General features: G+C 70.8%; 19 protein-coding genes. 16 read left to right on the top strand and 3 right to left on the bottom strand.

Translation table 11 applies throughout. The features are described from left to right. Nucleotides 1–35: 35 nt before the first annotated feature. Nucleotides 36–314: a hypothetical protein gene (locus ACH34W_RS10565; protein WP_395960586.1), complete on the bottom strand. Its 279-nt coding sequence runs from the start codon at nucleotides 312–314 to the stop codon at nucleotides 36–38. A gap of 315 nt (nucleotides 315–629) precedes the next feature. Here ACH34W_RS10565 and ACH34W_RS10560 point away from each other — a divergent pair, with 315 nt between their 5' ends. Both ACH34W_RS10560 and ACH34W_RS10555 read left to right on the top strand, forming a co-directional pair. Beyond that, nucleotides 630–899, top strand: coding sequence for a hypothetical protein (locus tag ACH34W_RS10560; protein WP_395960585.1), 270 nt, complete (start codon nucleotides 630–632; stop codon nucleotides 897–899). Nucleotides 900–957: 58 nt separating this feature from the next. After that, the gene (locus tag ACH34W_RS10555) at nucleotides 958–3,096 is read left to right on the top strand and encodes a molybdopterin-dependent oxidoreductase (RefSeq protein ID WP_395960584.1); all 2,139 of its coding nucleotides are present in this window, start codon (nucleotides 958–960) and stop codon (nucleotides 3,094–3,096) included. Between the two features lie 132 nt (nucleotides 3,097–3,228). Here the strand turns inward: ACH34W_RS10555 and ACH34W_RS10550 are convergent, their stop codons facing one another. Continuing rightward, a complete protein-coding gene (locus ACH34W_RS10550) occupies nucleotides 3,229–3,423 on the bottom strand; it encodes a DUF5999 family protein (protein ID WP_395960632.1) in 195 nt (64 codons plus the stop codon). Between the two features lie 145 nt (nucleotides 3,424–3,568). After that, on the bottom strand, nucleotides 3,569–4,129 hold the full coding sequence (locus ACH34W_RS10545) for a hypothetical protein (RefSeq protein WP_395960583.1): 561 nt from the start codon (nucleotides 4,127–4,129) through the stop codon (nucleotides 3,569–3,571). A 390-nt stretch (nucleotides 4,130–4,519) separates the two neighbouring features. On the opposite strand from ACH34W_RS10545, the gene ACH34W_RS10540 reads away from it, so the two are divergent. From ACH34W_RS10540 to ACH34W_RS10475, 14 genes are all read left to right on the top strand, one after another. Then, nucleotides 4,520–4,777, top strand: a complete 258-nt coding sequence (locus tag ACH34W_RS10540) for a hypothetical protein (RefSeq protein ID WP_395960582.1) — start codon at nucleotides 4,520–4,522, stop codon at nucleotides 4,775–4,777. Beyond that, nucleotides 4,774–5,904, top strand: a complete 1,131-nt coding sequence (locus tag ACH34W_RS10535) for an AAA family ATPase (protein ID WP_395960581.1) — start codon at nucleotides 4,774–4,776, stop codon at nucleotides 5,902–5,904. Before ACH34W_RS10540 ends, ACH34W_RS10535 begins: the two co-directional genes overlap by 4 nt. Beyond that, nucleotides 5,901–6,848, top strand: coding sequence for a DUF58 domain-containing protein (locus ACH34W_RS10530; protein WP_395960580.1), 948 nt, complete (start codon nucleotides 5,901–5,903; stop codon nucleotides 6,846–6,848). The genes ACH34W_RS10535 and ACH34W_RS10530 overlap by 4 nt, the downstream gene beginning before the upstream one ends. A gap of 14 nt (nucleotides 6,849–6,862) precedes the next feature. Continuing rightward, the gene (locus ACH34W_RS10525; protein WP_395960631.1) at nucleotides 6,863–7,810 is read left to right on the top strand and encodes a VWA domain-containing protein; all 948 of its coding nucleotides are present in this window, start codon (nucleotides 6,863–6,865) and stop codon (nucleotides 7,808–7,810) included. 22 nt (nucleotides 7,811–7,832) lie between these two features. Then, nucleotides 7,833–8,726, top strand: coding sequence for a S1C family serine protease (locus tag ACH34W_RS10520; RefSeq protein WP_395960579.1), 894 nt, complete (start codon nucleotides 7,833–7,835; stop codon nucleotides 8,724–8,726). A 54-nt stretch (nucleotides 8,727–8,780) separates the two neighbouring features. Further along, entirely contained in the window at nucleotides 8,781–9,485 is a 705-nt protein-coding gene (locus ACH34W_RS10515) for a response regulator transcription factor (RefSeq protein WP_395960578.1), read from the top strand. After that, nucleotides 9,482–10,729: a sensor histidine kinase gene (locus ACH34W_RS10510; RefSeq protein WP_395960577.1), complete on the top strand. Its 1,248-nt coding sequence runs from the start codon at nucleotides 9,482–9,484 to the stop codon at nucleotides 10,727–10,729. The genes ACH34W_RS10515 and ACH34W_RS10510 overlap by 4 nt, the downstream gene beginning before the upstream one ends. A 165-nt stretch (nucleotides 10,730–10,894) precedes the next feature. Continuing rightward, a complete protein-coding gene (locus ACH34W_RS10505) occupies nucleotides 10,895–11,116 on the top strand; it encodes a hypothetical protein (RefSeq protein ID WP_395960576.1) in 222 nt (73 codons plus the stop codon). Nucleotides 11,117–11,237: 121 nt separating this feature from the next. Next, entirely contained in the window at nucleotides 11,238–11,948 is a 711-nt protein-coding gene (locus ACH34W_RS10500) for a DedA family protein (RefSeq protein WP_395960630.1), read from the top strand. After that, complete coding sequence (locus ACH34W_RS10495; RefSeq protein WP_395960575.1) at nucleotides 11,914–13,143, top strand: sensor histidine kinase; 1,230 nt, start codon at nucleotides 11,914–11,916, stop codon at nucleotides 13,141–13,143. Before ACH34W_RS10500 ends, ACH34W_RS10495 begins: the two co-directional genes overlap by 35 nt. Beyond that, entirely contained in the window at nucleotides 13,134–13,790 is a 657-nt protein-coding gene (locus tag ACH34W_RS10490; protein ID WP_395960574.1) for a response regulator, read from the top strand. The genes ACH34W_RS10495 and ACH34W_RS10490 overlap by 10 nt, the downstream gene beginning before the upstream one ends. A gap of 159 nt (nucleotides 13,791–13,949) precedes the next feature. Next, a complete protein-coding gene (locus ACH34W_RS10485) occupies nucleotides 13,950–14,144 on the top strand; it encodes a hypothetical protein (RefSeq protein WP_395960573.1) in 195 nt (64 codons plus the stop codon). A 31-nt stretch (nucleotides 14,145–14,175) separates the two neighbouring features. After that, nucleotides 14,176–17,418, top strand: coding sequence for a S41 family peptidase (locus ACH34W_RS10480; protein WP_395960572.1), 3,243 nt, complete (start codon nucleotides 14,176–14,178; stop codon nucleotides 17,416–17,418). A 63-nt stretch (nucleotides 17,419–17,481) separates the two neighbouring features. Next, entirely contained in the window at nucleotides 17,482–20,844 is a 3,363-nt protein-coding gene (locus tag ACH34W_RS10475) for a DUF4132 domain-containing protein (protein WP_395960571.1), read from the top strand. The last annotated feature ends 26 nt before the right edge of the window (nucleotides 20,845–20,870 follow it).

Raw genomic sequence — 20,870 nt, 5'->3', positions numbered from 1 at the left:
GCCACGGGCGCGTGTGGCCGACTCCTCCGAGCGCCTCACGCGTGCACGCTGCTGCCGGGCCCCTCCTCGTCGTCGGCATGATCGGGATCGAGATACTCGTCCTCCGGCCAGAGGCTGTCGGCCAGCCACGCGAGATACTCCTCGTCGCCGGGATCGAGCTCGGCCGTCATGGATTCGGGATAACCGCCGTCGTCATCACCCGGCTCTCCGCCCCCGGCGTCCGTGGAACGCACAGGGAGGGCAGGCCGGAGCAGCCGCCGCATGCTCATGACGAACAGGCCGGCGAACATGCCGAGGACCAGTGCTGAGATCACGCTGCGCCGTCCCTCCCAGCGAGACGATTTTTTATAAGGACCTTGCGTAATGGGCAAACTAGCTGAACGCTACTCGTGGGGTCCATTGAACGCGTGTATGACATGCGGTGGACGGTCGATGTCGGCCCGAGCGTTTACCCGCGCGGGGGCGAGCGATGGTGATCGGCGAGCGCGCCCGCTCCCTGATCAGGCCTGGAACCCGCCACCTGATCAGGCCCGGAACCGCCACCTGATCAGGCCCGGAAAATGTCAGAGGCGGCCCGTAGTTTGAAGACAACGCGGAAGACCACACCGCCGGACGAGAAGGAGCACGTCATGGCTCCGATGACCGCTTCGGACCTGGCACAGGTGCTGTTCACCACGAGGCTGCAGGCCTCCGACCGCCCCACGGAGGCCCGCGTGCGCGCGGCCATCGCCGACCGCCTCCGCGTATGCGACGCCGACTGCTGCGCCGCGTACGTCGCCCAGGAGGCCGGCGACCACCCCGACGCATACGCGGCCCGCATGCGCTGGGCGCTCACGACCGTCTCCCACGCCTACGACCCCTGTCACCAAGTCGACCCCTGCCACCAAGCCGCCGCCTGAACCCCCGTCGGCGGGGGTGGTACTTGAGATTCCAGGGGAGTACGGCACAATCGGGGGCATGGCGCAAGCGTTCACTTACTGCCGGATCTGTGAGCCGTTGTGCGGGCTTGAGGCGACCGTGGAGGGCGGGGAGCTGATACGGCTCAGGCCTGACCGGGAGCATCCCCTGTCCAAAGGGTTCGCCTGCCCCAAGGGCATCGCGATGACCGAGATCCAGAACGACCCTGACCGGGTCCTGCATCCGATGCGGCGGCGGGCGGACGGGGAGTTCGAGCGGGTGAGCTGGGATGAGGCGCTCGCCGGCATCGCGGCGCGGCTCAACCGGATCCGCGCTGAGCACGGGGGCGGCGCGATCGGGTGGTACTTCGGCAACCCCGCCTCGTTCTCCTACAGCCACCCGCTCTGGATGAGCGCCTTCATGGGCGCGCTGGGGTCGCGGCACTTCTACTCGGCCGGGTCGCAGGACGTCAACAACCGCTTCGCGGCCAGCGCGCTGCTGTACGGGTCGCCCCTGCTGGTGCCGATCCCCGACCTCAAGCGCACCGACCTGCTCGTGATGCTCGGGGCTAACCCGCTGGTCTCGCACGGCAGCCTGGTGACGGCGCCGCGGATCAAGGAGGATCTCGCCGCGATCGTGCGCCGGGGCGGCCGCGTGGTCGTCGTCGATCCGCGGCGGACGGAGACGGCCAAGGCCTTCGAGCACCTGCCGGTGGCGCCGGACGGCGACGCCTGGTTGTTGATGTCGGTGCTGCATGTGATCTTCGCGGAGGGGCTGGAGGATCGCGCGGCGTGCGGCCGCGCGCGGGGTGTCGAACGGTTGCGTGAGGCGGCGAAGGATTTCCCGCCGGAGGAGACCGCGGTGCGCAGCGGCGTGGCGGCGACGGACGTACGGGCCCTGGCGCGGGCTCTGGCCGCCTCGGAGCGGCCGGTGGTGTACGGGCGTACGGGCACGTGTCTCGGCCGTCATGGGACGCTCACGGCCTTTCTCATCGACGTGGTGACCCTGGTGGCGGGCGGGCTCGACCGGGTGGGCGGGGCGATCTTCGGGTCGTCGCCGATCCGGGTCGACGAGATCGCCAAACGATCGGGGATCGCCACGTACGGCACGACTCGCTCGCGCGTGGGCGGCTACCCGGACGTGCTCGGCACGTTCCCGGCCGGGGTGATGGCCGAGGAGATCCGGACGCCGGGTCCCGAGCGGATGCGGGCGCTGATCGTGTCGGCGGGCAACCCGCTCAACTCCGTGCCCGGCAGCGCCGCCCTGGGTGAGGCGCTGGACGAGCTCGACCTGCTGGTCTGCATCGACCTGTACGTGTCGGACACCGGGCGCAAGGCCGACTACGTGCTGCCCGCCACCACGTTCCTCGAACGCGAGGACCTCCCGCTGCCCTTCCTGCAAAACCACCTCACCCCGTACGTCACATGGACCGAGGCGGTCGTGCCGCCGCGCGGCGAGGCCCGGCAGGAGTGGGAGATCATCGACGCGCTCGCGCGCCGGATGAGGCTGCCGCTGGGTTCGGTCGGCGTGCAGCGTGTGCTGTACCGGATGGGTGTGCGGCCTTCACCGCGCACGATGGTGGACGCGCTGCTGCGCACCGGCCCGCACGGCGACTGGTACGGGCTGCGTCGCGGCGGCCTCAGCCTGCGCAAGCTGCGTGCCAATCCCCATGGCATCGTCCTCGGCGAGCACCAGCGCACCGGCACGCTGCGCCGCCGGATCCTGCACAAGGATAAGAAGGTGCACGTCGCCCCACCGGAGATCGTCGCCGAGATCGAACGGCTGGCCTCGGCGCCCGCGCCTCCGGAGGGATATCCGCTGCGGCTGATCGGGATGCGCGAGCTGCGTTCGCACAACTCCTGGATGCACAACGCGCCGGGCCTGATGCGCGGCAAGCGTGCGCACTCGGCGCGGATCAATCCCAAGGACGCTGCGGAGCACGGGCTTCAGGACGGCGCCTCTTGCCGTGTCACGTCGGAGCACGGCTCGGTCGTCCTGCCCGTGAAGGTCACCGACGAGATGACGCCCGGCACGATCGCGGTCCCGCATGGCTGGGGGCACGACGGCGGCTGGCAGGTGGCCAACGCGGCAGGGGGAGCGAACGTGAACCTGCTCGCCTCACCGGATCCTGCCGATCTCGAACCTCTCGCCGGAATGGCCCGGCTCAACGGCGTTCCGGTGAAGATCTCCCCCGGTTGACCGCGGTCAGGCGTCAGGCGGCCTGTGTGGCGGTCAAGCGGCCAGGTGGCCTGTGCGGCGGTCAAGCGCCCATGGTGGGCACGCGGCCTGTGGCGGTCAGGCGGCCTGTGGCGGTCAGGCGCCCGGCGGGTATCAGGCCGCGGAAGGGGTCGTGGGGCGGTGCGGGTCGACGATCCGGCCGTCAGGCAGCAGTTCGCCGGTGTCGTCGAAGACCACGGTGCCGTTGCACAGGAGGCTCCAGCCCTGCTCTGGATGGTCTGCCACCGTTCGTGCGGCCTCGCGGTCGAAGCCGTCGGCCGCCGGGCAGGGCGGCTGGTGGACACAGATCTGGTTGGTCGGGGGGTGGTCGATCGGGGTTGGCACGGGCTCCTCCACGGGCGTCCTGTGATTTAGGACATACCGCAGCTTGCATCCGGTCACCCGAATTATGCAAGGGATCGCCTGAAACTTTACCTTCAGGCCTTGCGGACGATCAACGAAGCAGGTCGTCGTCCGCCTCGTCGCCGTGATCGACGTCCAGGCCCACCACGGAGGTGCAGCCGGTGCAGATCCATTCGGCGATCACGGCCTCGGAGTTTGTGCCGTGCGTGCGGTAGGGATGCTCCACCTGCCGCCGCCGCATTCCGTGACCGCATGACGAGTGCAGCAGCCGGCCGCACTGCGGGCACGGCCACACGTCCTCGCGGCGCCGATGGCACTGAGGGCAGGGCGGCACCTCGGTCAGGTCCGGCGCTTCGAACGTGCCGAGCTCGTTGAGCCACTCCAGCTCGAGCTCCAGATACTCGTCACCCGGCCAGCAGTGATCGGCCAGCCAGGCCAGATACTCCTCAGCGCCGGGCTCCAGCACCGCGGTGAGCGATTCAGGGTGGTCGAGACCGGTGGACACGGTGACGGGAGCGGTCGTGTCCGGCTGTGACTGTTCCCACAGTGCCTGCGGATTCCGGGGGGAGCCTCCGCGACCGGGTACCACGGCGGCCAGCAGAGCCAGCAGGCCGAGGAGCGCGGCCGCCATGAGGCCCGTAGCCGTGGCCATCCTGGCGTCCTTTCATGATCTTGTTGCGAGGGGAGACCGATCATGAATTCACTTCACAAAACGCTGAGAAACTACAGGAAAGGCACCTAACGGAAAAGTCGATCAGAAAAGAATCTTTGGTACGGGCGTAGGCCAGGAGAGGCCCGAAACCCCAGATCGCCGCGGCCGACCAGCCGTTCGCCTGCGGAATCGGCAGTTCGATCACCCGTTAGCGGTGTCCCCTCCGGGGAGAAATTTCTCCCTACGCGAAATCCATGCGATCAGAGGCCGAACCTGATCCACCGGTCCTCGCCCGGACCGTCCTTAAGTCCGCTTTCGCTGCCTCTTGTTGTGATCGTGCTTGTCGCCCCGGACGGCCGGGCGGCGCGGACCACGACGGAGGTAACGAGCATGACGCTCAGCGGACGTACGAAGATCGCGATCGCGGTGGCCGGGATCGCGGGGGCGGCGGGCCTCGCCATGGGAGGCACGGCGCTCGCCGATCCCGGCGGCGGAAGCCGCGTCGAAGTGCAGATCGTCGGTGACGAGGCGCCCACCGGGGCGGGCACGACGGGCGTCACCGGAGCGGACGCCGACGGCCACGACTGCCCCGAGCGCGACGGCGGCTCCGGCTCCGGTTCCGGCAGCCCGGCGGCGGACACGCGATGACCTCGCCCCACCCCGCGGACGAGGGTGCGCTGGCCGAGCGCGCCCTCTTCGAGGTCAAGCGCGTCATCGTCGGCCAGGACCGCATGATCGAGCGGCTGCTCGTGGCGGTCCTGGCCGGGGGGCACTGCCTGCTGGAGGGCGTGCCGGGAGTGGCCAAGACGCTCGCCGCCGAGACGCTCGCGACGGTGGTCGGCGGCTCGTTCGCACGGCTGCAGTTCACCCCGGACCTGGTGCCGTCGGACATCGTCGGCACCCGCATCTACCGGCCCTCGACCGAGCGGTTCGACATCGAGCTCGGCCCCGTGATGGCCAACATCGTGCTCGCGGACGAGATCAACCGGGCGCCCGCCAAGGTGCAGTCGGCGCTCCTGGAGGTCATGGCGGAGCACCAGGTCAGCATCGGCGGGCGAACGTTCCCGGTGCCGGCGCCCTTCCTCGTCCTCGCCACCCAGAACCCAATCGAGTCCGAGGGCGTCTACCAGCTCCCGGAGGCCCAGCGTGACCGGTTCCTCATGAAGATCGACGTCGGTTACCCGACGGAGGCGGAGGAGCTGTCGATCCTCTACCGGATGAGCGTCCACCCGCCGACGCCCACCCGGATCCTGGACGCCGAACGGGTGACCGGGCTCCGGCAGGCCGCCCAACGGGTCTTCGTGCACGACGAGGTGGCGCGGTACGCCGTGCGCCTGGTCGCCGCGACCCGCGACCCGCTCGCCTACGGGATCGCCGACGTGCCCCGGCTCATCTCGTACGGCGCCAGCCCCCGGGCGACGCTCGGCCTCGTGGCCGCCGGGCGGGCACTGGCCCTCCTGCGCGGCCGGGACTACATGTTGCCGGCCGACGTGCGCGATCTCGCCGGGGATGTGATGGCGCACCGGCTCGTTCTCTCGTTCGACGCGCTCGCCGACGGAATCTCACCGCGGGCGATCATCGGCAAGGTCGTCGACGCCCTCCCGCTGCCCCGGATCGCCCCGCGCGACGACGACACCGCAGCCGGTCCCGACGGCACGAGCGGCACCGACGGCATGGGCGGTCTCGACGGCGCAGGTGGCGCGGGTGGCACCGACGGCGCGGGTGGCCGTGATCTTGACGCGCCGGACCGCCGGGCCGGGGGGGCGGCCGCGTGACGTCCCTCGACCTGCGCTCCCTCGCGCCCGAACAGGCCCTCCGCCGGCTGGAGCTGATCATCCTGCGCCGGCTGGACGGGCTGCTGCAGGGCGAGCACCTGGGCCTGCTGCCCGGGCCGGGGACCGAGGCCGCGGAAGGCCGCGAGTACCTGCCCGGCGACGACGTCCGCACGATGGACTGGAACCTCACGGCCCGGACGACCGTCCCCCACGTCCGCGACCGCATCGCCGACCGGGAGCTGGAGACCTGGCTCCTCGTCGACGCCACCGCGAGCATGGACTTCGGCACCGGCCGGGTCGAGAAGCGCGACCTCGCGGTGTACGCCGTCGCCGCGGTCGCCTACCTCACCGAACGGACCGGAAACCGCGTCGGCGCCCAGATCCTGCACGGCAGCGGGCTGCGCCACGTCCCGGCGCGGACCGGACGGCAGCACCTGCTCGGCCTGCTGCGGTCCCTGCTGGAGGTGCCGCGGAGCCAACCCGGTGGGCAGGGCGCGCCGTCCCTCGGCGCGGGCGCCGACCTCCTGCTCCGGACGACGGCGCGCCGCCGCGGGCTGGCCGTGGTGGTCTCCGACTTCCTGGAGACCGTCGAGTCGTGGGAACGGCCGCTGCGGCTGCTGGCCCGGCACCATCAGGTCCTGGCCGTCGAGGTCGTGGATCCGCGCGAGCTGTCGCTCCCCGACGTCGGGCTCCTCACGGTGGTCGACCCGGAGACGGGCCGCCGCCGGGAGATCCCGACGGCGAGCCGCCGACTGCGCCAGCGGTACGCGGTCGCCGCGGCCGAGCAGCGGGCGGCGATCTCGGCGGCGCTCCGCCGGTCCGGGGCGGCCCACCTGCGGCTGCACACCGACGGCGACTGGATGCGTGACATCGTTCAGCACGTCGTGACCCAGCGGCGGCTGGCCGCGGTGGCCCACCGGCCACCGCCCGGAGGCGCGGCATGAGCAACTTCACCACCTTGAGCTTCCTCGCCCCGTTCCGGCTGCTCTTCCTGATCGCGCTGCTGCTCTTCCTCGGTGTGTACGTGGTGATGCAGCTGCGGCGGAGCCGTTACGCGGTCCGCTTCACCAACCTCGCCCTCCTGGAGAAGGTCGCCCCGGCCCGTCCGGGCTGGCGGCGGCACCTGCCCGCCGCCGCATTCCTCCTCATGCTCGGGCTGTTCGTCACAGGTTTCGCCCGGCCCGCTGCCGACGTCCGCGTCCCGCGCGAACAGGCGACGATCATGGTGGCGGTGGACGTGTCGTCGTCGATGGAGGCGACCGACGTCGAGCCCGACCGGCTCATGGCGGCCAAGCGCGCCGCCCGCTCCTTCGTCGACGCCCTGCCCGCGCGCTTCAACGTCGGCCTGGTCGCGTTCTCGGGCACCGCGACGGTGACCGTGCCGCCGACCACCGACCGCGCGGCCATGCGCTCCGGCGTGGACCGGCTGTCGCTCGGCCCGCGGACCGCGATCGGCGAGGGCGTCATCGCCTCGCTGGAGGCGATCGCGACCTTCGGCGCCCAGTTCGGCGAGGCGGCGCCGCCGGGACGCGTCGTCCTGCTCTCCGACGGCACCAACACCGCCGGGCGCAGCCCCGCCGAGGCGGCCCGCCGGGCGTCCGACGCCCGGGTGCCGGTCTCGACGATCGCGTACGGCACCGCGGAGGGCGTCATCTACCAGAACGGGACGCCGATCAGGGTGCCCGTGGACGGGCCCGCGCTGGAGACCCTCGCGCAGGACACGGGCGGCCGCTTCTACGAGGCCGCCACCGGAAACGAGCTGCGCCAGGTCTACGAGGACATCGGCAGCAGCATCGGCTACCGCGTCGAGCAGCGAGAGGTGTGGGCGTGGTTCGTCGCGGCCGGCCTGATCCTCGCCTGCGCCACCGCCGGAACCTCCTTGTTGTGGTTCTCCCGCCTCCCGTAGTGAACGTGTGTAAGGAGCCTGCATGAACCACCGAGCCGGTTCGTCCGACGGAAGGTTCGGACTCGGAGAGCCGCGCGGTCCGGACTTCGTCTCCCCTCCGCCGCCTCCCGTCTGGCCCGCCGACCCTTCACCGGCGCCCGCACCGCTCATCCCGCAGGACGCGCCGGCGCAGAGGGCGTCCCGGGTCGTGGTCGCGGCGATCTTGGCAGCCGCGCTCACCGGGGGCGTGGCCGGCGCCGCCGGGGGCTGGCTGACCGGCGACCGTGAAGCGGCCCCTTTGGCGCAGTCCACCGCAGGCCCCGCGAACGGTGCGGGCGATCTCAGCGACATCGCCGCCCGCGTCCAGCCGAGCGTGGTGTCGATCGAGGTCCGCTCCGGCACCTCGCGCGGGACCGGCTCCGGCTTCGTCATCGACCGCGCCGGTCACATCCTGACCAACGCCCACGTCGTCGAGGGCGGCGGGACCGCGACCGTGGTGCTCGCCGACCGCCGCCGGGTCACTGCGCGGCTGCTGGGCGCCGACCGGGCGAACGACCTGGCCGTGCTCTCGATCGACGCGTCCGGCAGCCCGCCGCCGCTGGCCTTCGGCAAGTCCGCCGACGTCCGGGTCGGCGATCCGGTGCTGGCGCTCGGCTCCCCGCTGGGCCTGGCCGGAACGGTCACGTCCGGCATCGTCAGCGCGCTCAGCCGCGAGGTCCGCCTCGGCGACGGCGACCGGCAGACCGCCCTGCAGACCGACGCGTCGATCAACCCCGGCAACTCCGGCGGGCCGCTGGTCAACGCGCGCGGCGAGGTGGTCGGCGTCAACACCGCGATCGCGACCCTCAGCCGCGGCGGGAGCGGCGGATCGATCGGCATCGGCTTCGCGATCCCGGTCGACCGCGCGGTCGACGGGGCCCAGCGGATCATCCGCTGAGCCCCATACCGAGTCCGCGTGCGGAACGAAACGGGAGAAAGGTAACGTCACAGGATGAGAGTGCTCGTGGTGGAGGACGAGGAGGACCTCGTCGAGGCGCTCCGGTACGGGCTGGTCCGGGCCGATTACGCGGTCGACACCGCGCTGGACATCGCACAGGCGTCCGAGAAGCTCTACGCCGCCTCGTACGACCTGATGATCCTGGACCTCAACCTGCCGGACGGCGACGGATTCGAGTTGTGCCGCGCGGTCCGCGCCGGCGAGCTGAACGGGGAGAGCGGGCCGGGGCTGCGGATCCTCATGCTCACCGCGCGGGACCGGCTCGGCGACCGCGTGCGCGGGCTGGACGAGGGCGCCGACGACTACCTGGTCAAGCCGTTCGCGTTCCCCGAGCTGCTGGCCCGGGTCCGGGCCCTGCTGCGCCGCGAGAGCGCCGCCGGCTCGGCCGTCTGGCAGGTCGGCGAGCTGCGGCTGGACACCGGCCGGTACGAGGCGTTCCGCGGCGACCGCCGGCTGCAGCTGACGCCCAAGGAGTTCGCGGTGCTGCGCTATCTCATGAGCAGGCCCGGCGACGTCGTGTCGTCGGAGGACCTGCTCGAACACGTCTGGGACGAGAACGCCGACCCGTTCACCAACACCGTCCGGGTCACGGTCGGGACCCTGCGCCGCAAGCTCGCGGTCGAGGACGAGGAACAGCTCATCGAGACGGTCGTCCGGCACGGCTACCGGCTCCTGGAGAAGACACCGGACACCTCATGAAGATCAAGCCGCCGCTGCCGGGATTCATGCAGACGATCAGGTTCCGGCTCACCGTGCTGTACTCGACCCTGCTGTTCGCGCTCACCGCGTTCGTCCTGGGCGGGGTCTACTACATGGTGGAGCGCAGTACCGACGCCCATCCCGTGACCAAGACCTTCCGGGCCGAGAAGGTCATCGTGCGGCCCGACGGCACACGCGTGCCGCTCGGGCAGCAGTTCGAGGTCGTCAAGGTGCGGCAGCTCGAGGAGGCGGTCAACTACAAGACCCGGCAGTCCATCAAGAAGTTCTCGCTGATCACGCTGGGCGGGATGTTCCTGGCCAGCCTGGCGATCGGCTGGGTCCTGTCCGGCCGCGCCCTGAAGCCCGTCCGCACGATCGCCCGCACCGCCGAGGAGATCCAGGCCACCGACCTGTCCCGGCGGATCGAGCTGTCCGGTCCCAAGGACGAGCTGCGCTATCTGGCCGACACCGTCGACTCGATGCTCGACCGCCTGGACACCGCGTTCCGCGCCCAGCGCCAGCTCATCGACGACGCGTCCCACGAGCTGCGCAGCCCCCTCGCCATCATCCGCGCCAACCTCGACACCGTGCTCACCGCACCCGACGCCGACGAACCCGACCGGCGCCGGGCCGTCCAGGTGGTCGACCGGGCCACCACCCGCATGACCCGCCTCGTCGAGGACCTGCTCGCCACCGCCCGGCGCTCCGCCCCCGCGCTGCACGACACCGACGTGGACCTGGCGGCCGTCGCCCGCGAGGCCGCCGAGGAGTTCGACTCGATCGCGGGCATCCGCGAGCTCACCATCGAACGGCGGCTCCGCCCGGGCCTCGCCACCATCGGAGACCCGGACGCGCTCCGCCGGGCCGTCGGGAACCTCCTGTCCAACGCAGTCAGGCTGGCCCCCTTCGGGAGCGACATCCTCCTGGCCGCCGATCGCGAGGACGGCTGGCAGTGGATCGCGGTGAAGGACGCGGGGCCGGGCCTGGGCCCCGACGACCAGGCCCGCGTCTTCGACCGCTTCTGGCGCGGCGCCGGATCCCGCCGCTCCCGGGACAGCCGCACCGGTCTGGGCCTGGCCATCGTCCGCCAGATCGTCGAGTCCCACGGAGGCCAGGTCCGGCTCTTCTCCGAGCAGGGTGTCGGCAGCACGTTCATCCTCTGGTTCCCCGCGTCCACCGCCGCGCGCTCCCCGGACACCACCCCACCCGAATCCGACCCCCTAGAAGCCCTGAAGAGCGTCTAGGGCGTCTAGAGCTTCTGGCCGCCCCGAAGCTTTTGGCCGCCCCGACCCTGCGTTAGGGGGAGCCGTTGGGTGATCCTTGAGCGGGCCTTCATCGCCGTGTCATGACGGCGACATACGTCCGTGAGGGGATGGTCGCCGAGTCACCACTCAGCCCGGAGGGCCGGCATGGACCAGCAGACCTTCCCGTACGACCACGACCTGCTCGCCGCGTTCCCCGGTGCGCGGTCGTATGAACGCGGGGACCTGGAGACCACCTACCTGGCCGAGCGCGCCGGCGTCCCGTACCTGATCCTCGTGCCGCGCGCCGGCGGCGGCTCCGTCACCGTGATCGCCTTCGAGGACGAGCGCGAGCGCGCCACCCACCTGACGCAGTCCGTCACCGCCTGACCTGACTCCGGCACCCTGTGGTTTTCCGCAGGGTGGGGCTGTGGCGTGCGGCCGGGTAGGTCGGCGGTCCACTCCATGGTGGCCGGATCGCCTGGTTTCTAGCGTCTTAAGCATGATCAGAATGATGCGAGCGATGGCGGCGGAGGCCGAGCCCGTCGGGGGTATCGCCGGGTGGGCCACCGACCTGATGGAGAAGCTCGGCGCGCCGGGCGCGGGGCTGGCGATCGCCCTGGAGAACCTGTTCCCGCCCCTGCCCAGCGAGGTGATCCTGCCGCTGGCCGGGTTCACGGCGGCGCAGGGGGACATGAATCTGATCGCCGCGCTGGTCTGGACGACGATCGGGTCGGTGGTGGGCGCGCTGGCGCTGTACGGCATCGGCGCGGCGGTCGGGCGGGACCGGGTGCGGGCGCTGGTGGCGCGGCTGCCGCTGGTGAAGGTGGCCGACCTTGACCGGACCGAGGCGTGGTTCGCCAAGCACGGCGCCAAGGCGGTGTTCTTCGGGCGGATGATCCCGATCTTCCGCAGCCTGATCTCGGTTCCGGCGGGTGTGGAACGCATGCGGCTGACGACGTTCCTGGCGCTCACCACGGCGGGCAGCTTCATCTGGAACACGGCGTTCGTCATGGCGGGTTATGGCCTCGGCGACAACTGGCGCACGGTCGAGGAGTACGTGGGCGTCTACTCCAAGGGTGTGCTGGCCGTGGCCGTCCTGCTGGCGTTGGCCTTCCTGGCCGTACGTATCGTGAAGGCACGACGGGCCGCGCCACCGGAACGCGGCGGCGCCCACCGCATTGACCATGCACGAGGCTTTGAACGTGATCGAGTCGGCTGACCCCACCGAGGCCGCGGCGCCGCAGGACCGGCGTCGCGGCCTCGTCGCGCGCATGGCCTTGGCGGTGGTGGGGCTGCTGCTGGGGGCCGCGAGCGCCGGAGCCGAGCTGTTCCTGCTGGCCATGGCCGCGCCGGTCATGGCGTACGCGCTGGCCTTCTCGCGCGGGCAGCGCACCGTTCCCAAGGTGGTTGCCGGAGGCGCGCTGAAGCTGAGCGAGCTGGAGCGGCGGCGCTTGTCGGTCTTCTTCGGCCATACGGAGGGTGCCGACTACGGGCCAGTGCGGGCGCTGGCCTACCTGGTGCTCCGGGTCCCCCTCGGGCTGCTCGGCGGCGTGATCCTGCTCCTGACGGTGTACGGGGCGGTCGTGGTCGTCGCGCTGATGGTGAGCTGGTGGATCACCGAGGAGTACATGGACGGCATCCCGCCTGAGCCGTGGATCGTGGTCTACACCGCCCTTGTCTGCCTCGTCCTGGCCTTCATCGCCATCCAGGGGCTGGTCGGGGTGGTCGTCCTGGAACGGAAGGTGGCGCGGCGCAGCCTCGGGCCGAGCCCGCTGGAGGCGTACGAGCGGCGGATCGCCCAGCTGTCGGTGAGCCGGGCCGAGGTCGTCGACGCCGTGGACGACGAACGGCGCCGGATCGAACGTGACCTCCACGACGGCGTCCAGCAGCGCCTCGTCGCCCTCGGCATGCTGATCGGGCGGGCCCGGCGGGCCTCGGGCGGCGATGAGGAACGGGCGCGGGAGCTGCTGCGACAGGCGCACGAGGAGTCGCAGCGGGCCCTGGACGACCTGCGCGAGGTCGCGTGGCGGGTCTATCCGGCCGCGCTGGACGGCGAAGGCCTGCAGACGGCCCTGGAGACGGTCGCCGAACGTTCGCCGGTGCCGGTGACGATCGACTACGACCTGGCCGTACGGCCGCCGCACGCGGTGGAGACCGCCGCCTACTTCGTCGTCTGCGAGGCCGTCACCAACGCCAACAAACACTCGGCCGCCACCTGGGTGGCGGTCAGGCTCACCGGGAACGAGAGGATGATCCACGTGCGGATCGAGGACGACGGGACCGGGCGAGCCGACCCGGCGGGCGGTGGGCTGGCCGGGCTGGCACGCCGGGTCGCCGCGCTGGACGGCACGTTCGGGGTCGACAGCCCGCCCGGCGGGCCGACGGTGATCAGGGCGGAGCTGCCGTGCGCGTGATGCTCGCCGAGGACTCGACGTTGTTGCGCGAGGGCCTCGTCCGGCTGCTGGCCGAGGAGGGGCACGAGGTCGTGGCGGCGGTCGGCGACGCGGAGGCGCTGCTGGCGGCGGTCGAGCCCGCGCCGCCGGACGTGGTCGTCCTCGATGTGCGGATGCCTCCCACCCATACCGACGAGGGCCTGCGCGCGGCACTGGAGATACGGCGGCGCTGGCCCCAGGTCGGCGTGCTGGTGTTGTCGCAGTACGTGGAGAAGCGCTATGCCACCGAGCTCATCACCGCTGACACCGGTCAACAGCGGCACGGGGTGGGCTACCTCCTCAAGGACCGCGTGGCCCAGGTGGACGAGTTCCTGGACGCGCTCGACCGGGTCGGGGACGGCGGCGCCGCGTTCGACCCGGAGGTCGTGCGGCAACTGCTCGTGCGCAGTTCGAAGGCCGACCCGCTCAGCCGGCTCACCCCGCGCGAGCGGGAGGTGCTCGACCACATGGCGCAAGGGCACACCAACGCGTCGATCGCCGCGCACTTGCACGTCTCGCAGAGCGCCGTGGAAAAACACGTCAACGCCATCTTCGACAAGCTCGACCTTTCGCATACCAGCGGCTACAGCCGCCGAGTTCTCGCCGTTCTGCGCTATCTCGGCTCCTAAGCATGGCTCGCGCGCTAGGCACGGCTCGCGCGCCGTGGCATCCATGGCAGACGGCAACATAAACCGGATTGTCCGAAGTGGCGGGTGAGAGACAGGGTGATTTGGGTATCACTGTGGGTGATGCGCCGATTACGGGGCGCAGAGTTCCAAGGGGGGATAATGGCCCAGAACAAGCCCGCCAAGCCGGGTAAGCCAAACAAACCGGCCAGCAAGGCCAGCCGGGATGCCAAGCAGCAGCAGGACAAGAAGCGACAGCAGCAACAACAACAGCAGCAGCAGGACAAGCGGTCGGCGAACCAGCAGCGGCCCAACGCGGACCAGTCTCCGAACGCGTCGCGGCCGATCGACGAGTGAATCGATTCCACCGGATCCCTGATGGAGGATTGTGCCGGGATATCTGCGGTTTCCCGCGATCTTCCATGACGTGATCGTCTTCGTCAGCGAAGACGACCTGTGGATGGTGCCCGCGGTGGGCGGACGTGCGTTCCGGCTCACCGCGGGCGTCGCCGCCGCGACCTATCCGCGCCTGTCGCCCGACGGTTCGCAACTGGCGTTCGTCGGGCGCGAGGAGGGGCCCGCGGAGGTCTACGTCATGCCCGCCACCGGGGGCACCGGCAGGCGCGTCACGTTCCACGGCGTGTCCTGCTCCGTCACGGGCTGGGATCCCGGCGGCGGGATCATCTACGCCAGTGACGAGGGCCAGCCGTTCCACGGCCTCCGCTGGCTGCACCGCGTCGAGCCCGGTGGCCCGCCCGAAAAGCTGCCCTACGGACCCGCCAACACCATCTCGTACGGCCCGTCCGGCGGCATCGTGCTGGGACGCAACACCGCCGACCCCGCCCGGTGGAAACGTTACCGCGGTGGCACCGCCGGCGATCTGTGGATCGACCCGGCCGGAGCGGGGGAGTTCCGGCGGCTCATCGCGCTGCCCGGCAACCTCGCCTCGCCCTGCTGGATCGGTGAACGGATCTACTTCCTGTCCGATCACGAGGGAGTCGGCAACGTCTACTCCTGCACACCCGACGGTGCGGACCTCCGGCGGCACACCGACCACGCCGACTACTACGCGCGCAACCTGTCCGGCGACGGCAGGCGCCTGGTCTACCACTGCCGCGCCGACCTCTACCTGCTCGATCCCGCCGAGGACGAGCCGCAGCGGCTGGACGTCCGGCTCGGCAGCTCGCGCAGCCAGCTCAACCGCAAGTTCGCCGACGCGGCGGAGTTCCTCGACAGCGCGACGCCCAGTCCCGACGGGAGCGGGCTGGCGATCACCACGCGCGGCAAGGCGTTCTCGTTCGCCGGGTGGGAGGGCCCCGTCCGGCAGCACGGCGAGCTGGACGGCGTCCGCTACCGGCTGCTCACCTGGCTGAACGACCAGCGGCGGCTGGTCGCGGCGGCGAGCGACGACGGCGACCGCGAGGTGCTGGTCGTCCTGTCCACCGACGGCTCGCCCGGGACCGTGCGGCTGGACGGCGCCGACACCGGGCGCGTCCTGGAGCTGGAGGTCTCACCAGGCGCCGACCGGCTCGCGGTCACCAACCACCGCAACGAGCTCCTGCTCATCGACCTGCCCGCGGGCGGCGACGACCCCGTGATCACCAAGGTCGAGGACAGCCCGTACGGTGCGATCACCGACCTGGCCTGGTCGGCCGACGGGACCTGGCTCGCGTACGCCTGCCCGGTGAGCGCGCAGGCCATCGGCATCAAGGTGTGCCGGGCCGACACCGGCGAGGCCTTCACGGCGACGCGACCGGTGCGGCGCGATCTCCGCCCCTCCTTCGACCCTGAGGGGCGCTATCTCTATTTCATCGGTGAACGGATCTTCAATCCGGTCTACGACTCGCTCAACTTCGACCTGGGGTTCCCGCTGGGCACCCGGCCGTACGCCATCGCCCTCCGCGCCGACGTGGGGTCCCCGTTCGTGGCCGAGCCGCGTCCCGTCGTCAAGCCGGACAACGGCGACTCCAAACCGGACGACGGCAAGGACCACGCAGGCAAGGAGAAGCACGAGGACGAGGACAAGGACGCGGCGGACGGTCCGCTGGCAATCGATCTCGACGGGTTGCCGGCCCGCCTGATCCAGTTCCCGTTGCCCGAGGCGCGCTACGACCGTCTCGCGGGCATCAAGGGGAAAGTGATCTATACGACGTTCCCCGTCGAGGGCGCCCTGGAGGACGAGTACGCCGAGTCCGAGACCGGGACGCTGCACTGCTACGACTTCGACAAACAGGAGTCGACGGAGCTGGTCTCCGAGATCACCGACTTCCGTCTGGGGCGCGACGGCAAGACTCTGCTCTACCAGTCCGGAGACCGGCTGCGCCTGATCGAGGCCGGGGAACCGCCGCACGACAACAAGGAGCCGAGCCGCGAGTCCGGCTGGATCGACCTCGGCCGGGTCAAGGTGTCGGTGTTGCCCGAGGCCGAGTGGCGGCAGATGTTCCGCGAGGCATGGCGGCTCCAGAAAGAGCACTTCTGGTCCCAGGACATGTCGGGGCTCGACTGGGACGGCGTCTACGAGCGTTACCTGCCCCTCGTGGACCGGGTCTCCACCCGCGGCGAGTTCTCCGACCTCCTGTGGGAGCTGCTCGGCGAGCTGGGCACGTCCCACGCGTACGAGAGCGGCGGCGAATACCGCGAACGCCCGCACTATTGGCAGGGCAAGCTCGGCGTCGACTGGGTCTCCGGCGACGGGCTCTACAGCATCGGGCAGATCGCCACCGGCGACGAATGGGACCCCCGCGCGACCTCACCCCTGACCCGGCCCGGCGTGGACGTCCGCCCCGGGGACGTCGTGGTCGCCATCAACGGCCAGCCCGTCGGCCCCGGCGCCACTCCCGGGCAACGCCTGGTCAACCAGGCCGACCAGGAGGTCCAGCTGACGGTGCTCCGCGGCACCGAGCTGCGCACCGTCGTGGTCAAGGCCCTGGCCGACGAGGTCCCGGCCCGCTACCGCGACTGGGTGACCCGCAACCGGGCCCTCGTTCACGAGCTGTCCGGGGGAGCGGTCGGCTACCTGCACATACCCGACATGGGGCCGGAGGGGTATGCCGAGTTCCACCGGGGCTTCCTGGCCGAGTTCGACCGGGAGGCGCTCATCGTCGATGTGCGATTCAACGGGGGCGGGCACGTCTCCGCGCTCCTCCTGGAGAAGCTGTCCCGCCACCGCATCGGCTACGACTATCCGCGCTGGGGTGTGCCGACGCCCTACCCGGAGGAGTCGCCACGCGGCCCCATCGTGGCCTTGACGAACGAGCTCGCGGGCTCGGACGGCGACATCTTCTGCCACGCGTTCAAGCTCCGGAAGCTCGGCCCTCTCGTCGGGCGCCGCACCTGGGGCGGCGTCGTCGGCATCTGGCCGCGCCACAAGCTGGCCGACGGAACGGTCACCACCCAGCCCGAATACTCGTTCGCCTTCGACGACGTGGGCTGGCGCGTGGAGAACTACGGCACTGACCCCGACATCGAGGTCGACATCACGCCGCAGGACTACGCCCGGAACGTGGACACCCAACTGCGCAAGGCCGTCGAGGTGGCGCTCGGCCAGCTCAAGGCACAACCCGCCCACACACCCAACCCACAGGCCCGCCCGAGGCTGGCCATCCCCACCCTCCCGCCCCGGCGCCCCTGAAGCGCGCGGCCGACGGTCGCGTCCACGGCGTTCTGTCCGTGGTCGCTTCTACGGTTAGGCGCCATGAACGTTGCTGACGAGAACGTACTGATCCTTCCCGAATCCTGGTGGCGGGAGTCGCATCCCAGGCGCGGCGGGCGGCACGTTCCCGACATCGAGTTCGACCCGGCCGTGACTGTTGCGGTACGTGACCGCGTTAAAGAGGGCCGGTCTGCGGTCGAAGCCGTCCTCGAGCATCCGGAGACGGAGAAGGACCTGGCTGCGCGGGTCCGGGCCTACCTGGACGGGGCACCCGACCCCGTCGGCGCGGCGGCCGTGGCTGTGATCGCCTTTCGGCGACGGTGGTTTTGGAAGGACGAGGAGTCCCTGGGCTTGCTGGACGTATGGGTGACCGACCACGGGGTCGCCTTCGCCGCTCGCGCCTTCGCCGAGTACCGCCGTATCGAGATCATAGAGCCGCCCAGGGAGCCCAACCGGGGCAACGTCATGGTGCTGGTGGCCTACGTGGGCGGGTCAGGGCCGGGACCGTCCGACATCGGGATCCGCTACAGGATCGACGGCGCCGCCCCCGACCGTTGGGGCTACCGGGGGCTGCATGAGGATGGCACCCGGCAACTGCGGATTCTCCTCTCCCAGGCCGACGACGCGGACTACGCGGAGGCGGTCAAGGGGCTGGCGGAGTACCGCCGTTCCCCGGAGGACCAGGTGTTGATCTCCTACCTGGTTCCGACCGAGCAGGACTGGGTCGACGAGTGCTGTGCGAACTATCACGAGTATTCGATGCAGGAACGCCTGATCTGCTCGCTGGGCTCGCCTGGCCAGGTCGACCTGATCGGTGTCAAGGCGCGGCTGAACCGGGTCCGGTGGACCCCGGGCCTCATCGCCACCTTGCTCGAGGGGATGGGGGTGGACGCGACCGTGTCGCTGCTGGTCAGGATCATGGAACGCCAACGGCCCTACTATGACTCCCCGGTCCTGGAAGCGCTGGCGTTGCTGCCCACGGACGCGGCGTTCCAGGCGCTCGCCGACCGCCTGGACGACAAGAACGTCGTGGCCGTGGTCCGCGAGGCCATGAGGCGCTTTCCCATCCGGGCCGCGCGCTTGCTGGCACCGCTCGCCGGCAAGTCGGAGATCGCAACCACTCTTCTGACGCTCCACCTGCTGGGTGATCCCGGCCTGGTGTCCCGGCTCCCGGAGGAGACCCGGAACGCGCTCAAGCCGATCATCACCGTGATCGCCCGTACCGAGGAGGCCGAGGCCGGAGACCTGCCCCGGCTTTTGGTCGAGCCGCCGTGGACCCGTAAGCGGCCCAAGCACAAGCCGTTCGTCCTGGAGGGATTGACCGAGCCCGGCGACTCCCGTGTCGCCTGGTTGCAGGGCGAACAAGAGCGCTGGGCCAAGGCCGACCCCCGGTACGTGCGGTACTGGTCGACCAAGTACGACGGCGACTGGCAGGACCCGATCGCCAGATGCCGCGGCGAGCACATGGGAGGCGCCGTGAAAGCGGGGCTGTTCGCCGTCGCCCCAGAACACCTTCTCCGCCCGCTGCTCAGCGAGGCGGGAGAATGGGACGTGGCCCAGGCCAACGTGTGGCTGCCGCCCCTCATCAGCCGGTTCGAGCTGGACGCGCTGCCCCTCGCCTTGAGCGTCGCCGACTCGGCTCCCGCCGCGTTCAGCGAGGTGCTGCTGCCGTTCCTGGACGCCGAGGTGGCCTGGGTGATGGCCGACTGGCTGGGCCGCCTGAAGTCGGCCGGGGACGTCGCGCGCCGCTGGTTCGAACGGCACGGCGTGGCGGCCGTGCCGATGTTGCTCCCCGCCGCCCTCGACAAGCCGAGCGACGACCGGCGCAACGCGGAGAACGCCCTGCGCCTGCTGGCCGCGGCGCACGGTCCCGACGCGATCACCGAAGCGGCGCGCGTGCACGGTGACGAGGCAGCCCAGGCCATCGGCTCGATGCTCGCGACCGATCCCCTCGAACTGCTGCCGTCCCGCCCGCCCAAGATCGGAGACTGGGCCGACCCCGGTCTGCTCCCGCCCGTCCACCTGCGGGGCCGCGAGCGCGTCCTCCCCGACACCGCCACCCGGCACGTGCTCTCGATGCTCGCGATGTCCAAGCCCGGGCGGGTGTACGCGGGCCTGGACACCGTCCGCGAGGTGTGCGATCCCCAGTCTCTGGCACGCTTCGGATGGGCCGTGTTCCAGCGCTGGCAGCTCGAAGGCGCGCCGTCCAAGGACAACTGGGCCCTGCACCAGCTCGGCTGGCTCGGCGACGACGACACCGTCCGCAGGCTCGCGCCGCTCATCCGGGCTTGGCCCGGGGAGAACCTGAGCGCCCGCGCCGTCGCGGGCCTGGACATCCTCGCCGCGATCGGCTCCGACGTCGCCCTTCTTCACCTGTACGGGATCTCCCAGCGCATGAAGTTCAAGGCGCTCACGGCCCGCGCCCAGGAGAAGATCCAGGAGGTCGCCGCCGCCCTCGGTCTCAGCGGCGACCAGTTGGCCGACCGCGCCGTCCCCGACTTCGGCCTCGACGCCGACGGCAGCATGACGCTCGACTACGGCCCCCGCACGTTCACGGTCGGCTTCGACGAGCAGCTCAAGCCGTACGTGATCGAGGAGAACGGCAGGCACCGCAAGGATCTCCCCAAGCCCGCCGCCACCGACGACGCCACGATCGCGCCCGAGACCAAGAAGCGCTTCACGACCCTGCGAAAAGAAGTGAAGGCGATAGCCGACGGCCAGATCCGCCGGCTCGAACAGTCCATGGTCACCAACCGTCACTGGTCCCTGGACGAGTTCCGGACGTATCTCGTCGACCACCCGTTGATGTGGCACATCACCCGCCGCCTTGTCTGGCTGGCCGACGGCACCGCGTTCCGCCTGGCCGAGGACCGCACCTTCGCCGACGTGGACGACAACGCCTTCGAACCCCGCGAGACCGCTCGGATCACGGTCGCTCACCCCCTGCACCTCGGAGAGGACCTCGGCACCTGGTCAGAGCTGCTCGCCGACTACGAGATCCTGCAGCCGTTCCCCCAGCTGGGCCGCCCGACCTTCGCTCTGACCCCCGACGAACGCGAGAGCGGCCTCCTGAAGCGGTTCGAGGAAGTCACCGCTCCGTACGGCAAGGCGAAGGGCCTGTCACATGGGCGATGGAATGCCGACAACGAGGTGAGCGACGGCGGCTGGATCGCTCGCAGGGTGGCCGACCACTACGTTGTCGTCCAACTGTGGCCGGGCTTGAGATACGGGCGCCCCGGCGAGTACCCCGACCAGACCATCAAGACCGTGTGGCTGGCCGACCAACCCCGCCGCTACCAGCCGGGCAGGGAGGGCCCCCTCCGTTTCGGCGACCTCGACCCGGCCACCGTCTCCGAGATCCTCTACGACCTCACGCGCCTCACAGAGACCCCTCCGGGCAGCTGATCGCAGGCGCGTGGCAGGGTGGACGT

The organism is Actinomadura sp. 6N118, from assembly GCF_044326415.1.
GTDB lineage: Bacteria > Actinomycetota > Actinomycetes > Streptosporangiales > Streptosporangiaceae > Spirillospora.
Note: the sequence above shows the minus strand (reverse complement) of the source record. Positions and strands in the feature narration are given on the sequence as shown.